The sequence below is a fragment of the Kribbella sp. NPDC000426 genome (genome assembly GCF_040300265.1).
Classification (GTDB): Bacteria; Actinomycetota; Actinomycetes; order Propionibacteriales; family Kribbellaceae; genus Kribbella.
Map to the genome: position 1 here is coordinate 740,393 of NZ_JBEPDK010000004.1, position 14,274 is coordinate 754,666.

The following is a 14,274-nucleotide window of genomic DNA, read 5'->3' on the forward strand; positions in this document are numbered from 1 at the left end:
TGGAAGGTGCCAGGATGCCGGGCATGGTTGTGCGTGGGTTGAGTTTCGGGGCTGTGGCGGAGGCTTACGAGCGGTTTCGGCCTGGGTATCCGACGGAGCTTCTTGAGTTGGTGACGGCGTACGCCGGTGAGCCGATTCGGACCGCGCTCGAGATCGGGGCGGGGACGGGTAAGGCGACGCGGCTGTTCGTCGAGGGCGGGATCGCGGTGACGGCGACCGAGCCTGATGCGGCGATGCTTTCGGAGCTACGGAAGCATCTGCCTAGCAGCGTCACGACTGTGCAGGGCGCCTTTGAGGACCTGCCGTTGGATTCGTCGTACGACCTGGTGTATTCGGCTGCTGCGCTGCATTGGACCAACCCCGATGGTCGGTGGGAGCGGATGGCAGCGCTGGTCCGGCCGGGTGGTGTGTTCGCCTCGTTCGGCGTACCGATCGGGCTGGCCGACCCGGGACTTGACGCGGCCGCGCGAGCGGCACGTGCGCCGTGGCTGGGGTACGACGGCGTCCCGTCACCGGACGGCACACCTGAGGATCGCCCGATGCAGTGGCCCGGCACGGAGCTGCTGGAGTCGGAGTGGTTCACCGATGTCCAGCAGGCGACGATCGAACGCCGGCTGACGATGAGCGCCCGCGACTACGTCGGGCACCTGTCGACGGTCTCGGCGTACGTGATGCTCGCGCCTGACGATCGCGACGAGGTCTTCCGGCGGACGCTCGAAGTACTGCCCGAAACCGTTGAGATCAACGCCGAAGTCACGGCCCATCTGGCCCGTCGCCGGTGATTGTTGGGTCGTAGTGGACGGCCAGCTCGACGCTCACGTCGGCCCGTGCCGCTAGGACCCGGACTCGTACGTCGGTCGGCGTGATCGGCTCTTGCAGCGGAAGCAGCCGGCGATGGCCGACCGTCGTACCTTCCGCGACCTGGGTCCACGAGCCGTCGATGAGTGCGTCTACGGCGAACGACTCGACCTGTTGCCCGTTCTCGATGTTCTCGCGGACGTCGATCACGTTGATGGTTGCCGGCAGCACCAAATCGGTGGCGTAGTACTCGCGCACCGCGTGGCCGAACTCCGTCAGCCGCTCGACGTCCGGCGCCGCGAACAGGCCGCGGCGGTCCGGCGGGACATTCAGCAGCAGTACGGCGTTCCGCCCGACCGACCTGCGATAGATGTCGAGCAGCTCTGCAACCGACTTCACCGCTGCATCCTCAGCCGCGTGGTAGAACCACCCCGGCCGGATCGACACGTCAACCTCGGCCGGATACCACCGGAGCTCATCGGCCTTCCGCAACTGCTCAGGCCCGGCGACATCCACGTCCGTCTCAGCAGCAACCATCCGACCGTTGGCGAACGGTATGACGCTCCACTCGGTCTCGCGCGCGAACCCGTCCTCGTTCCCGACCCACCGCACATCCGGCCCGCCGATCGCAATGGTCGCGTCCGGAGCCAACCGCCGAATCAGATCAAACCAAGCCTCGTAGTCATACGTCTGCGCGCTGCTAGTCGGATTAGCCCCGTCCAACCAGACTTCGGCAATCGGCCCGTACTGCGTCAACAACTCGTACAACTGGTTGAGGTAATAGCGGTTGTAGTCATCCACGTCATAACTGAACGGCCCGATCGTCGACGGCACCGCCGGACTGCCGTTCCCGTAGTACCCGCCGTCCGCCTTCTCCTGATAGAGATCCGCCGGCGACAAATACACCCCGAACCCAAGCCCCGCAGCCGCACACGCCGCCGACAACTCGGCCACAACATCACCCCGATAGGGGCTAGCGGCAACCGTATGCTCCACAAACCGACTGGGCCACAGACAAAACCCGTCGTGATGCTTAGCCGTCAGTATCACACTCTTGAACCCCGCGGCCCCCAACACCTCCACCCACTGCGAACAATCCAACTGATCCGGCGCAAACACCCCCGGATCATCAACCCCGGTCCCCCACTCCAGATCCGTAAACGTATTCGGCCCAAAATGCACAAACGCCGTCAACTCCTGCCCCTGCCAGGCGATCTGCCTCACCTCGGGCCGAACCCCCGACGCCTTCCGCCGAACCTCATCCACCCCATCAGACGCCTCGACCTTGATCCGCATCAGACAGCAGCCCTTCCTCAACCCGAACAGCGAAACACCGGCGAACCAGCATACGGGCGGTCAACAGAGCGCGGACAACATCTGCCAGCATGCGAGGTACGTAGAGCAACTGGGAGAAACTTGATGGACGCTCGTGGTCTGTATGAATCGCATGTCGTCTCGACGCCGTCGCTCGATATCGCGTACGACGCCGCAGGGCCGCCGAACGGCCCAACCGCCGTACTCCTTCACGGCTTTCCGTACGACGCGCGCTGCTACGACCAAGTGGCTTCGGTTCTCGCCGGAGCAGGGATGCGGGTCGTGGCGCCCTACCTCCGGGGCTTCGGGCCAACCCGGTACCGCAGCCCTGACATCATGCGCTCGGGACAGCAGGGGGCACTCGGCCGCGACCTCCTCGAGCTGCTCGATGCCCTCGAAGTCGAACGCGCCGTCGTCGGAGGATTCGACTGGGGCGGCCGGGCAGCCTGCATCGCAGCAGCGGTGGCACCCGCGCGGGTCATCGGCCTGGTGACGGTCGGCGGCTACAACATCCAGAACATCGCCAGGTCCGACGAACCCCAACCTCCGGAAGCTGAGAGCGCGGCCTGGTACACCCACTACTTCCTCACCGAACGCGGTCGCGCCGGGCTGGAGCTCTACACCGACGAGCTGTGTGGATTGTTATGGCAGCAATGGTCGCCGCTGTGGACGGGCTGTGCCGCCGCCTTCGCGGCCAGCGCTCCGAGCCTGCACAATCCCGACTTCGTTGCCACCGTCATCCACTCCTACCAGCACCGCCGCCGTGCGGCCCCCGGCGACCCGCGGTACGACGACCTCGAGAACATCCTGGCAACCACGCCGGCCATCACCGTGCCGACCATCTCACTCGACGCCCTCGCAGACGGCCTCGGCGCCGACGACTCCCGTGCCGACGAGCCGCTGTTCACCGGCGGCTTCGACCGTCGCGAGCTGCCAGGCATCGGACACAATCCCCCGCAAGAGGATCCGACAACATTCGCCCAGGCAGTCATAGACGTCGCCACACCGGCGTAGCGGCCGTCTCTGTAGGTTGCCCGGTTCGCTGACAGAATGAGTCTGGTGCAGGCGATCAGTGGCGACTTCGAGGTTCACCTGACCTTCGAAACCTTCTTCAGGGGCGCGGCGTCGTTTGCCGAGCGGCATGGGCTCAAGTTCAGCGACATCGTGCTGGACCGTGGTGCACAGCCGCTGCAGCCGATGGTGACTGTGCGGGCCAGCGGCACGCTGGAGCAGATGGAGCGGCTCGGTCGCGAGTGGACGGCGAAGGTTCAGGAGGAGAACCGTTTCCACAGCCCGGTCCGGATCAAGATCGAGGCCGCGCCCTGGAACCAGGGAGTGCCGGTGGAAGACGTCGACGCGGTGGACGGGCGGTACTTCGAGCATCACGTGAAGTTGCTGCTCCCGGACGCGGCAGCCGGGACGCTCATCGCGCTTGGTTCCCTGCTTGAACCGCATCAGGCTCGCCTGTCGAGGAACGCCCGGCGTCACCGCGACGACGGTAGGCACGAGCGGTTCGCCACCCAGCGGTGCCACCACGTCGGCCGGACGACGTCGACGGCGCGGCTCGAAGCGATGGTGATCGCGCTGCGCGAGGGCGGGTACGAGATCCTGGAGGTCGAGGAGGAATACGTCGCTTACGACAGCAACCTCCAACTCGACCATGGCTGGCTCGAGCACTACGAGCCACAGGTTTCGGCATACGAGGAGACGGCCCGGACGGCGCCGTTGGGTAGCGCCGGCTACCCGTCGACGTACAAGCCGTTGCCCGACGATCCGTCTGTCAGCCAACGGGCGACCTTCGACCCTGCTCTGAAGCACCACGCGAAGGCGTATCGAGCCGGTCAGCCGACTTTTGACGACCCGGAGTTGACCACACGGTGGCGGGCGACGCGGCGGGCGGCGATCGACCACCTGCTGCGGCTGATCGCGGCGTCCGACTGGGCCGACAAGCTCGTACTGCGCGGCAGCGTCACCCTGCGCGAGTGGTTCGGGGACCAGGCGCGGGAGCCGGGTGACCTCGACTTCATCGTGTTCCCCCACACCATCGACTTCGACAGCGTGGAGGGGCTCAGGCTGCTGGACGACGTGATCGCCGCCGTCGCCGCGGAACCGGGCCCAGGGCTACGCGCCGCAGAGGTGGCCCGGGACGAGATCTGGACCTACGAGCGTGTCCCGGGCCGGCGGTTGGTCTTCCCGTACGAGCATGAGGGGCTGACCGGTTCCGTCCAGCTCGACTTCGTCTACAACGAGAGACTTCCGATGGAACCCGAGCGGCTGCCGATCGGCGACGCGTGGCTGCTGACGGCCGGCCCCGAGCTCTCCCTCGCCTGGAAGATCCTGTGGCTGGTGACGGACGGCTACCCGCAGGGTAAAGACCTGTACGACGCCGTGCTGCTGGCCGAGCGGACCGATGTCTCCCGGGCCCTCATCCGGCAGGTGCTAGGCCCGGAATTGAAATCCTCGGACTTCGATCCAGCGTCGGTGCTCGCCTGGGATGTCGACTGGCGAAACTTCTTGGACGAGTATCCCTGGATCGAAGGTACCGCCGAGGCCTGGAAGCAGCGGCTCGCTCTGGCGTTGGAGCGTTCCTTCCACGGGACCTGAACAGGACCGGACTGACACCAGACGCGTAAGAGCAAACTAGCGGTACAGATCGTCACCCCACGCTGAATCATCCGCCGGGGGTGATGCTGCCGGTTGGGACCGTGATGAGGATGGTTCGGCGGCGGGGTGAGTGCCGTCGCCCGCACCGAAGGGAAAATCGGCATGGCCATCGGACCGGTGCAGTTGGTAGTGCTCGGGTTCAACCACCCGAACTTCCATGGCGAGATCATCGAGGAGCTCGAGCGGCTGCGCGAGAGCGATTCCGTCCGGGTGATCGACGCGCTCGCCGTCCACAAGGACGCCGAAGGCGAGATCGAGGTCGCCCACCTCAGCAACCTCACGCTGGACGAAGCCGTCGAGCTGGGCACCAAGATCGGCGCCCTGATCGGCCTCGGCATCGAAGGTGAGGAAGGCATGGAGAAGGGGGCCGAGGCTGGTGCCGCGGCGGCCGCCGAGGGGTTGGAGTTCTTCGACGACGAGGAGGCCTGGGACGTTCTCGAGGACATCCCGAACGACTCGGCCGCGGCGCTGCTGCTGATCGAGCACCACTGGGCGGTCCCGCTGCGCGACGCGGTGGCCCGGGCCGGTGGGTTCCGGCTGTCCGACGGATTCATCAGCCCGATCGACCTGGTCGGCATCGGTCTGCTCGACCTCGGCGAGGCCAAAGAACTGCACGAGATGGAGTCGGCCGCCGGGACGCAGTGACGCCGGCCGACGGAACACGACAGTGGAGGTGAACATGTTCGGCTCTCGCAGGGTGGCGCGAAGGACAGCCCGCCGTACGGCGCGACGCGTCGACCGCCGTCGGTAAGACCTGATCGTCAGGGAAAGACTGGCCGGTCTGACGCGGAGGCAGCACAGGTATGACATCGGCGGCAACGGACCCGCGGACCGCGGACGTACTGGTCATCTTCGGCATCACCGGCGACCTGGCCAAGGTGATGACGTTCCGCTCGCTCTACCGGCTGGAGGCGCGCGGTCTGCTCAGCTGCCCGATCGTCGGGGTGGCTGCGGACGACTGGACCCTCGACCAGCTCATCGAGCGCGCCAGGACGTCGATCGAGGGCACGGGGATCACCATCGACAAGGCCGTCTTCGACAACCTCACGGCCCGGCTGTCGTACGTCAGCGGCGACTTGGCCGACGCTTCCGTCTACGAACGCGTCGGCGATGCGATCAAGGGCGCCGAGACACCGGTGTTCTACCTGGAGATCCCGCCGTTCCTGTTCGGCCGGGTGGTTCAGGGCCTGGCCGATGCCGGGCTGACCACCCGTGCCCGGGTCGTCGTCGAGAAGCCGTTCGGCCACGATCGGCGTTCCGCCCGGGACCTGGCCGATCAGTTGCACCAGTACATCGACGAGTCGCAGCTTTACCGGATCGACCACTACCTGGGGAAGATGGGGCTGGAGGAGATCTTGTACCTGCGGTTCGCGAACGCCGTCCTCGAACCGCTGTGGAGCCGCAACTACCTCCAGTGTGTCCAGATCACGATGGCCGAGGACTTCGGCGTCGAGGACCGCGGCCATTTCTACGATCCGGTCGGCGCGCTGCGCGACGTGGTCGTCAACCATTTGATGCAGGTCGTCGCGGCTGCCGCGATGGAGCCGCCGTCGCGCGGCGATCCCACCACCCTCAAGGATTCGACCACCGCGCTGTTCCGTGCCGTGGAGGATGCCGATCCCGCGCACTACGTCCGTGGCCAGTACGACGGCTACCTCGGCATCGACGGGGTCGCGAAGAACTCGACCACCGAGACGTACGCCGCCCTCCGCCTCGACATCGAGAACTGGCGGTGGGCCGGTGTGCCGTTCTTCATCCGGACCGGCAAACGGCTGCCGGTGACGCAGACCGAACTGCGCCTGGTGTTCAAACGGCCACCACGGCTGGGCTTCGGGCCCAGCGGCCACATCGCCGAGCCGAACCAGTTGGTGATCAGGCTCGACCCGTCCACCGGAGTCAGGATCCAGGTGGACGCGCATCGTGCCGACGCGGCCCGGATCATGCCGATCGAGCTCGACATGGAGTTCGGCGAAGAGGGTGGCGAGGGCCCCACGCCGTACGAGGTTCTGCTGCATGCGGCGATGACCGGCCAGAGTACCCGGTTCACGCGGCAGGACGCAGTCGAGGAGACGTGGCGGGTGATGCAGCCGTTGCTCGACGCATCGACGCCGATCCACACCTACGAACCGGGGACCTGGGGCCCGGCCGCCGCCGATCGGGTGCCGGCTGGGTTGGGCGGCTGGCGGATGCCCTGGATCGGACACTGAGCAAGTTCAGCTCCGCGAGGCCGGCTCCGGATCCAGGATGATGTGCGGGATGTCGGCGGACTCGTCACCCCAGGCGATCCGCCGCGGTGTGCCGGACCATTCGACGGTCGCAGCGTGGTCGCGGTCGAAGTAGTCCCAGGCCCAGGATACGAAGGCGTCGGTCTTGCTGTGCGCACCGCTCAGCAGCATCGCGTGTACGCCGAGCCAGGCCGCGAACGCGACCGGGCCCTCCACCTGGTGCCGGTGCCGGCCGACCTCGGCGACGGCCGCGTTCCGGCCGATCATCGCCATGATGCCCTTGTCCTTGTAGTGGAACGGTTTGGGTTTGTCCCCGTGCACCTCACGCAGGATGTTGTCGGCGGCCCACCCGCCGGACTGCTGCGCCACCGATCCCAGCTGCGGCAGGATCGAGCCGTCCTTGGCCGGGATGTTCGCGACGTCGCCGATCGCATAGACGTGCGGATGCCCGTCCACACCGAGATCCCGCCGTACGTCGATCCGCCCGCCACGTCCCGTGGTCAACCCGGTCGCGGTGCCCACCACCGACGCGGCCGACTCACCGCCGCCCCAGATGACGGTCCGGGTGCTGATCGTGGACCCGTCGTCGAACTCGACCCGGTCCGCGTGCACCGCGGCGACTCCCGCCCCCAGTCGCGGGTCGGCACCGTGTTCGGTGAGCCGCTTGCGCGCGTACTTGTGCGACTTCTTGGAGAACGCACCGAGTAGCGTCTTGCCGCGGTCGACCACGGTGATCGTCCCTGGCTTCGCGATCCGTTCCGTGGCAACCAGCGCGGCCATCAGTTCGGTCAGTGCTCCGGTGATCTCGACGCCGGTCGGGCCGCCGCCGACCACCACGACATCGAGGGCCCCCGCTGATTCCGAACCGGTGTGGATCGTCGACTGCAGGTGCCGCCGCAACCGCTCTGCGTCGGCGACCGAGTAGAGCGGGAAGGCGTGCTCGGCCGCGCCCGGCACCCCGAAGTACTCGGGTCGGGCGCCGGCCGCGATGACCAGGTGCGTGCCGGTGATCCGATCGCCGCCGGACAGCGTCAGAGTGCGGTTCGCGACGTCGATCTTCGCGACGTCCGCGGTTCGGATCTCGACCGTCGGGTGCTCGCGGAAAATGGTCCGGTGCGGCCTGGCGATGTCCTCGGCCGGCAGTTGCGACGTAGCGACCTGGTAGAGCAACGGCTGGAACTGGTGATAGTCGTTGCGGTCGACCAGTGTGACCCGGACCCCCTCGTCGCCGAGGCGGTGCGCGCACCCGACCCCGGCCAGCCCGCCGCCGAGTACGACGACGTGCGGGCTCTCGTCCGTCTGCGCGGTCACAGTGACAACTCCTCCCTCCTCCACGATCCGTTCGTGAGCAGAACGATGAATCATCCGCCAGTGATGATTGGGGTCACCAACGCTTCAGGTGAACACGTTGACCGCGCGGGCTACGACGAGGCCGACGACTGCCAGCGAGATCATCGACTGGAGACCCATGGCCATCTTGGCCCACAGGGCGAGGGGCATCACGTCGGTCGGGCTGAACGCGGTGGACGTCGTCATCGCCAGGTACAGGTAGTCGCCGAATCCGGGCCGCCAACCTGGTCGCGCGACCTCCGGGCTGAGCTGCTGCGTGAACGCGAGGTCGAGGTACCGCGGCATCCGGTGGGCGCGGCTGGCAGCGCCGCCGGCGTCCAGTTCCCAGTACAGCAAGGCGAACACGATCAGGTTCGACAACCACACCACTCCGCCGGCCGCGAGTAGTGCCTCGGGCGAGTTCGTCATCGATCCGCCGCGGATCAGCACCGCGATGAGTCGCACCGTCGCCACCATCGCGTCGAGCACCAGCAAGGCAACGACCACGATCGACACACCGCGAAGGAACGACGACCGCTTGTCGATCCGGCCCGGATCCCGTGCGATCAGCACCGCCAGCAGCACGATCTCGACCGCCGGCAGCACCCACACCGGCGCCAGCCGCATCTCCTTCGGCCGCGCGAGTGTCAACAAGATGCCCACGAGTACGGCGGTCACACTCGGCCACCGAGCCTCACCCCGAACCGACCGCTCCGACGTGGACACTTGCTGTCAGCAGGCTTCGGTCTTGGGGTCGGGGCGCTGGGTCAGCCACTGCTGGTAGGACATGGATTGGTCGGGACCAGGTTCGGCAGCGCCGGGCGGGTGGCGGTCGAACACCAGCCGGGCGGTGGCCTCGAGGGTGCTTCGAAGGAGATCGGCAGGACCGCTCGCCTCGAACCCGAGGGTCCACCAATCCTGGCCGATGGTGCTGACCTCGGTGAGTTCCACGTCGCACTGCGGCCCCTGACCAGGCTCCGAGGCGCGCGCCACGATCTGTCCTCCGGCCAGTGAGAAACGGCTGGTACGTCGCCACTTGTGTACCGGCTGCCAGCCGGCCGGACAGCCCCTGTCGTCGCCGGGCAGGCTGAAGGGAAAGGACCACTTCTGCCAGGACTCCAGGCGTCCGCGGGCGCGGCCCGCCACCTCCAGGTTCCCCGGGCTCCCGTAGTACGTCTTGACCTCCAGCGCCCTGCCCCCGCGGATCTTCACGGAAAGCCCCGGCAACCGCGGATCCAGCAGGTACCAGTCCTCGCGTGACTCCGTCTCGATCGGGAACCGCCCGAACCACCCGGTCACCGCGGTCTCCAGCTGACCCGGGAAGATCCAGCGCACCTCCAGGCTGCGGGCTTCCTCGCCGGGCCGGCCCTGAGGCAGTTCAACCGTCATCGCCACACGCTCCTGACGCCGACCGGACGCCACCATGTCTGTGGGCCTGTCTGGTCAGTCGCTGTCGCGGGTAGGGGTGGCAGTCATCGGCAGGGCACCGCCCTCGGCAGCCTCGAGCTCGTCCTTGTCGGGCAGTCCGCGCACGGTTCCGATGATCGCCACGGCGATCGCGGCCCCGAGCAGCGGGCCGGCGACATAGATCCACCACCCCGTGTAGTCGTTGCCGACGATGTCGGGCCCGAGGGTGCGGGCCGGGTTCATGGACGCGCCGCTGATCGGGCTGGCGAACAGGCCGAGCAGCGCGACCGTCGAGCCAACCGCGATGGCCGCGTTGTGGCCGATGCTCCGGCCGCCGGTCGCCGTGTTGAGGATGACGCTGGCCAAGATCGCGGTCAGCACGGTTTCCATCACCAGCGACTTCCACTCCCCGCCGGGAGTGTTGATCGGGTAGTTCCCGCCCGAGCTGACGTGGCCGAACATCAACTGCAGGAACCCAGCCGCACAGAGGGTCCCGGCGAATTGGACCGCCCAGTACGGCAGCACCCATTTGGCGGGAAACACTCCCCGGACGGCGAAGGCGAAGGTCACAGCGGGGTTGATATGGAGTCCCGACAGCGGGCCCCAGGCGTAGATCATTGCCATCACAACCGCGCCGGGCGCGATCACCGCCGCGGTCCTGCTGATCGGTTCGTTGCCCACGTAATGGTTGATCACCCCCGAACCGGCTGCCACGGTCACCAGGACGAAGGTGCCCAGGAACTCGATGATCAGCCGGATCCACAACGGCCGTTGCCGCAAGGTGTCTTCCGCGAACCGGACGAAGTACCTGCGGCCGAGTGCCGCCCTGTGTTCAGCATCGGGATCGATGGCGGGTTCTGCCATGGCATTCGTCCCTTCCTTGTCGGCCGTCGGGGCGCGACCATCCAGGTTCGGTTTCAGATGTCGGTGGTCGCTTCGGCTCTGCCGTCGTCGACGGCGCTCTGGAACGCGACATAGTCGCGTTCGTTCTGGTCGGCGTAGGTTTCGGCGAAGTCGGCGATCGCCTGGTCGAAAGCGTCCGAGCCGCCGAGGTAGGCGGCCAGGGCGACGCGGTCGCCGGAACGAGCGTGAGCGCGGGCCAGGGTCCAACCGCACACGCGGGCATAGACCGCCATGCCCGAGGGACGCACCTGCTCGATCGGGAAGGAGAACTTCCAGTCCTTCAGTTGGCGAACGTAATAGTCGCGGTCCACCCCGTCCGGGCCCGGCGTATGGGTCCAGCCGAGGAAGATGTCGCTCTCGGCCTGCATCAGGCGCTGTCCGGCGACCACGCGCTCGCCCTGGTTGGCGTACCGGGTCCGCCCGCAGTACTGCGCCAGGACCGACGTCTGCGCCTCTTTGGCCTGCAGGAACACCGGTTCGACGCCGTCTCCGCTGTCCATCAGCACGATCCAGGCGCGGGTGCCGACGCTGCCCACACCAACGACCTTCCGGGCCGCCTGGACCAGCGTGAACTCCTCGAGCATGCGTCGCCGATCGGACTCCAGCGTCCGCCGGTATTTGCCCAGCACGGTGCGGATCTGCTCATACACCGCGCTGGCCTGCTCGTCGGCGAAGACCTCCTCGACAGGGACGACCATCGGCGGGTTACTGATGATCTGCCGGCGACCCTCGACCACTGTGGTCAGCTTGCGCAGCGCCTGGGTGCTGTCGTGGGTGTGGGCCTTGGCCAGCATCTTCTCCGTGGCCTTGAACCCCTTGGCCTTCATCTGGGACCGGAACTGCCCGATGGCCTCCTCGATGTCCAGGTGCGCGTACCAGACATCCAGGAACGTCTGCTCCGCGAACCCGCGCATCGCCTTCCGGTACGCCTTCACCGCTGCGAGGACGATCTTTCGGCGGCGCTTGCCTCCGAATCCGTTCTCCCGTCCCGCCACTGCGAGGCTCGCCGCCAGGCGCTTGACATCCCATTCGAACGGTCCGGGCAGCGTCTCGTCGAAGTCGTTGACGTCGAAGACCAGCTCTCGCTCCGGTGAGGCGTACGCGCCGAAATTGGACAGGTGCGCATCTCCGCACAGCTGCACATGCAGCCCCGACGTGGGCGTCGTGGCCAGGTCGGCCGCCATCGGCAGCGCAGCCCCCCGATAGAACGTGAACGCCGACACCAGCATCCGCCCATGCCGAATCGGCACCAGCGCCGGCACCCGCGACTCCGACTGCTCCAGCAGCAGCCCCACAGGATCCCGCGCCCCACCCGGCCGAAACTCCGCATGCGCCTCCCGCGGCGTAACGCTCCGCGCATCCGTCCCCAGCGCAACCCGATCCGCCCGACTCAACCGCCCAAGCGTCCCAGCCCGCTCCGAATCCCCCCGAAACGCCCGCGCCGCCGGCCTCGCCACTCCCCCACCCCCAGCCTTCACAGCCATAGATCCCCCCTGCCGCCCGCCCCATCAACAAGAACCGAACCAGACCCAGCGGCTCGCGACGGACGCACGCCCCCCACACTGATACCGAGACCCACCCCCCGGCATCACCCCTACGGGGTGACGAGACACCGAACCTGGAGTTGCGTCGAGCAGAGTGGTGTACGACGAGGTGGTGGCCGACACGGCGGGCACAACCACCGGGAGATAGTCAGCGACCGCTCCGAGCCCGCCAACTCGTGACCCCGTTCGACCTTTCGCGAGCTACTGCGGGTTCGTGGGCTTGGGGCATGGCCGCCGCGGCAACCCAAGGGGCCGACCATGCGTGGGCCCGCGAGCCGGGTCTCGAGTCGGCGCGCCTCGCGCTTGAGCGGCTGCGCGAGGTACTGACCGAGGATCACTGCCGGGCAGTCAAATCGTTGAGCGCCCAGACAGCGGTGCCCCGTGGATTGCCTGGCCAAGTCTGACCGATGATGTGGCAGGCCAACGCTTATTGCACGGAGTTGATATCGCCGACTGTCAGGGCGGTGAGCCGAAGGTTCTCCTGGATTCCGGACACCGCGTTGCCGACGATGCACTCGACTCGGACGCGTCCGCCCGCCGCCAGGTTGGCGGTCGTCAGGAACGGGGTTGATGCGTAGGATGACGTTCCGATCAGAGACGGTGCCGGCAGCGTCGCGGTGCCGCTGGTCAGGTACATGTTGTGATCGTCGTACATGTTGCAGCTGACCACCGCCGACGCGGCCTGTTGGTTCAGGCTGTTGCCGACACCGTTGATGAGGTACTTGCCGGCCGGAAGCGTCAGGGATGCGACGACCTTGTAATTCGTGCCGTCCAGGGACGCGTAGCCCGATGCGGTGTAGACGTCGCCCGGGACTGCTGCAGTGGTTGCTGCCGACGCGGCGCTCACCGAACCGGCAGTCAGGAAGGCTGCTGCGAGCGTCATGGTTGCGAGCTTGCGGTTGAAGGTCATGACGAAGTTCCTCTCGTGAGGTCGTGCGGGGATAGCCCTCTCGCGTTGGAGGGTTGATGGATTGGGGCGGAAGGTCAGTAGGCGCTGAGCGTTGGGGTCAGACCCACTGGTTGGCGAGTGCGGGCGCTCAGGGCGACCGCGTCGATGACGCGGAGAACTCGGCGGCCGTCTGTTGCCGTGACGGCGGCCGGGCGTTCTTCGGCGACAGCAGCGGCGAACTCCGCGAGCTCCGGCATCAGCATCGTGGTGATGTGGTCACCCCACAGCCTCGGGCGAAGGGTCGCCGGCTCCTTGTAGGCTGCGAGAACCTCACTTTGGACGTCGATCTCGAACTGCCCGAAGGTTCGCCCACACAGTCCGACGAAGCCTGCGCTGCCGATGATCCGCAGGTCGTAGAAGAATCCGGACGCCTGCTGCGTGACCACGAACTGCGCCGGCCGACCGCCGCTGAATCCGAGAGTTACGGCCGAGCTTTCGTCGACCCCATCGCCACCTCGGTACGACACATCTGCCGACACCTCGGTCGGCTCCTCGCCGACGAACCACAAAGCGAGATCCATGAGGTGACAGCCGACGTACAACATCGGACCGCCACCACGTCGTACCTGTGCAACCCAGTCATCGGTCATCGGGGGCGTGCCGATGGAACCTGTGATCGCCTGGATGTCCCCGACGGCTCCCTCGCCGAGCAGCTTCGAGAGGTACGCCGCCATCCCGTACCGGAACGAGTACCCGACCATGCAGGTCACGCCCGCGCTGGCGGCGGCGAACTCCACCTCTTTGGCCTGCTCCTCGTTGAGCGCCATCGGCTTCTCGATCATCACGTGCTTGCCGGCGCGGATCGCCGCCAGCGCCGCAGGCGCGAGCGCGTCGTGCGGCGTCGCAATCAGCACGGCATCGACGTCTGCGATGCCGAGCAACTCCTCGACCGACCCGTGCGCGCTCGCACCATCCGTCAGCGCGGCAGCGTTGCGCGCGGCGCCGACGTCGATGTCCGCACATGCTACGAGCTGCAAGTGATCCGACCGTCTGACGGCTTGCGCGAGGTTCGTTCCGTGCCCCCCACAGCCGACAACTGCTGTTCTCAGCGACTCGATGTTCATGAGCGCCTCCTTCTTTGAAGACAACGTAGTTCCGGAGCGGCGGTCCATCGATGTGCGCGGTGTACGCACTCTGTGCA

General features: G+C 67.1%; 13 protein-coding genes. 5 read left to right on the plus strand and 8 right to left on the minus strand.

Annotated elements, in window-relative coordinates; translation table 11 throughout:
* Nucleotides 1-14 precede the first annotated feature (14 nt).
* Complete coding sequence (locus tag ABT313_RS22820; RefSeq protein WP_350857144.1) at nucleotides 15-782, plus strand: class I SAM-dependent methyltransferase; 768 nt, start codon at nucleotides 15-17, stop codon at nucleotides 780-782.
* Here the strand turns inward: ABT313_RS22820 and ABT313_RS22825 are convergent.
* Nucleotides 754-2,094, minus strand: coding sequence for an alpha-L-fucosidase (locus ABT313_RS22825; RefSeq protein ID WP_350857147.1), 1,341 nt, complete (start codon nucleotides 2,092-2,094; stop codon nucleotides 754-756). The genes ABT313_RS22820 and ABT313_RS22825 overlap by 29 nt on opposite strands.
* A 123-nt stretch (nucleotides 2,095-2,217) precedes the next feature.
* On the opposite strand from ABT313_RS22825, the gene ABT313_RS22830 reads away from it, so the two are divergent.
* From ABT313_RS22830 to zwf, 4 genes are all read left to right on the plus strand, one after another.
* On the plus strand, nucleotides 2,218-3,126 hold the full coding sequence (locus ABT313_RS22830) for an alpha/beta fold hydrolase (protein WP_350857149.1): 909 nt from the start codon (nucleotides 2,218-2,220) through the stop codon (nucleotides 3,124-3,126).
* A 36-nt stretch (nucleotides 3,127-3,162) separates the two neighbouring features.
* Nucleotides 3,163-4,716: a nucleotidyl transferase AbiEii/AbiGii toxin family protein gene (locus ABT313_RS22835; protein ID WP_350857152.1), complete on the plus strand. Its 1,554-nt coding sequence runs from the start codon at nucleotides 3,163-3,165 to the stop codon at nucleotides 4,714-4,716.
* Between the two features lie 162 nt (nucleotides 4,717-4,878).
* Entirely contained in the window at nucleotides 4,879-5,421 is a 543-nt protein-coding gene (locus ABT313_RS22840) for a hypothetical protein (RefSeq protein WP_350857156.1), read from the plus strand.
* Between the two features lie 158 nt (nucleotides 5,422-5,579).
* Entirely contained in the window at nucleotides 5,580-6,983 is a 1,404-nt protein-coding gene (zwf, locus tag ABT313_RS22845; protein ID WP_350857159.1) for a glucose-6-phosphate dehydrogenase, read from the plus strand.
* Nucleotides 6,984-6,989: 6 nt separating this feature from the next.
* Here the strand turns inward: zwf and ABT313_RS22850 are convergent, their stop codons facing one another.
* The 7 genes from ABT313_RS22850 to ABT313_RS22880 all read right to left on the minus strand — a co-directional run bounded on the left by ABT313_RS22850 (nucleotide 6,990) and on the right by ABT313_RS22880 (nucleotide 14,245).
* Entirely contained in the window at nucleotides 6,990-8,312 is a 1,323-nt protein-coding gene (locus ABT313_RS22850) for an NAD(P)/FAD-dependent oxidoreductase (RefSeq protein WP_350857161.1), read from the minus strand.
* An 84-nt stretch (nucleotides 8,313-8,396) separates the two neighbouring features.
* Complete coding sequence (locus ABT313_RS22855) at nucleotides 8,397-9,008, minus strand: hypothetical protein (protein WP_350857164.1); 612 nt, start codon at nucleotides 9,006-9,008, stop codon at nucleotides 8,397-8,399.
* A 54-nt stretch (nucleotides 9,009-9,062) separates the two neighbouring features.
* On the minus strand, nucleotides 9,063-9,719 hold the full coding sequence (locus tag ABT313_RS22860) for a hypothetical protein (protein ID WP_350857167.1): 657 nt from the start codon (nucleotides 9,717-9,719) through the stop codon (nucleotides 9,063-9,065).
* Nucleotides 9,720-9,773: 54 nt separating this feature from the next.
* Nucleotides 9,774-10,601, minus strand: a complete 828-nt coding sequence (locus tag ABT313_RS22865) for an MIP/aquaporin family protein (protein ID WP_350857170.1) — start codon at nucleotides 10,599-10,601, stop codon at nucleotides 9,774-9,776.
* Nucleotides 10,602-10,654: 53 nt separating this feature from the next.
* A complete protein-coding gene (locus ABT313_RS22870) occupies nucleotides 10,655-12,034 on the minus strand; it encodes a DUF2252 domain-containing protein (RefSeq protein ID WP_350857173.1) in 1,380 nt (459 codons plus the stop codon).
* 577 nt (nucleotides 12,035-12,611) lie between these two features.
* Nucleotides 12,612-13,094, minus strand: a complete 483-nt coding sequence (locus ABT313_RS22875; RefSeq protein WP_350857176.1) for a hypothetical protein — start codon at nucleotides 13,092-13,094, stop codon at nucleotides 12,612-12,614.
* 74 nt (nucleotides 13,095-13,168) lie between these two features.
* The gene (locus ABT313_RS22880) at nucleotides 13,169-14,245 is read right to left on the minus strand and encodes a Gfo/Idh/MocA family protein (RefSeq protein ID WP_350857840.1); all 1,077 of its coding nucleotides are present in this window, start codon (nucleotides 14,243-14,245) and stop codon (nucleotides 13,169-13,171) included.
* Nucleotides 14,246-14,274: the final 29 nt, after the last annotated feature.

Coding starts and splice junctions, on each gene's coding strand:
- ABT313_RS22820 (WP_350857144.1), top strand. CDS start 15: ATGCCGGGCATGGTTGTGCGTGGGTTGAGTTTCGGGGCTGTGGCGGAG.
- ABT313_RS22825 (WP_350857147.1), bottom strand. CDS start 2,094: ATGCGGATCAAGGTCGAGGCGTCTGATGGGGTGGATGAGGTTCGGCGG.
- ABT313_RS22830 (WP_350857149.1), top strand. CDS start 2,218: ATGGACGCTCGTGGTCTGTATGAATCGCATGTCGTCTCGACGCCGTCG.
- ABT313_RS22835 (WP_350857152.1), top strand. CDS start 3,163: ATGAGTCTGGTGCAGGCGATCAGTGGCGACTTCGAGGTTCACCTGACC.
- ABT313_RS22840 (WP_350857156.1), top strand. CDS start 4,879: ATGGCCATCGGACCGGTGCAGTTGGTAGTGCTCGGGTTCAACCACCCG.
- zwf (WP_350857159.1), top strand. CDS start 5,580: ATGACATCGGCGGCAACGGACCCGCGGACCGCGGACGTACTGGTCATC.
- ABT313_RS22860 (WP_350857167.1), bottom strand. CDS start 9,719: ATGACGGTTGAACTGCCTCAGGGCCGGCCCGGCGAGGAAGCCCGCAGC.
- ABT313_RS22865 (WP_350857170.1), bottom strand. CDS start 10,601: ATGGCAGAACCCGCCATCGATCCCGATGCTGAACACAGGGCGGCACTC.
- ABT313_RS22875 (WP_350857176.1), bottom strand. CDS start 13,094: ATGACCTTCAACCGCAAGCTCGCAACCATGACGCTCGCAGCAGCCTTC.
- ABT313_RS22880 (WP_350857840.1), bottom strand. CDS start 14,245: ATGGACCGCCGCTCCGGAACTACGTTGTCTTCAAAGAAGGAGGCGCTC.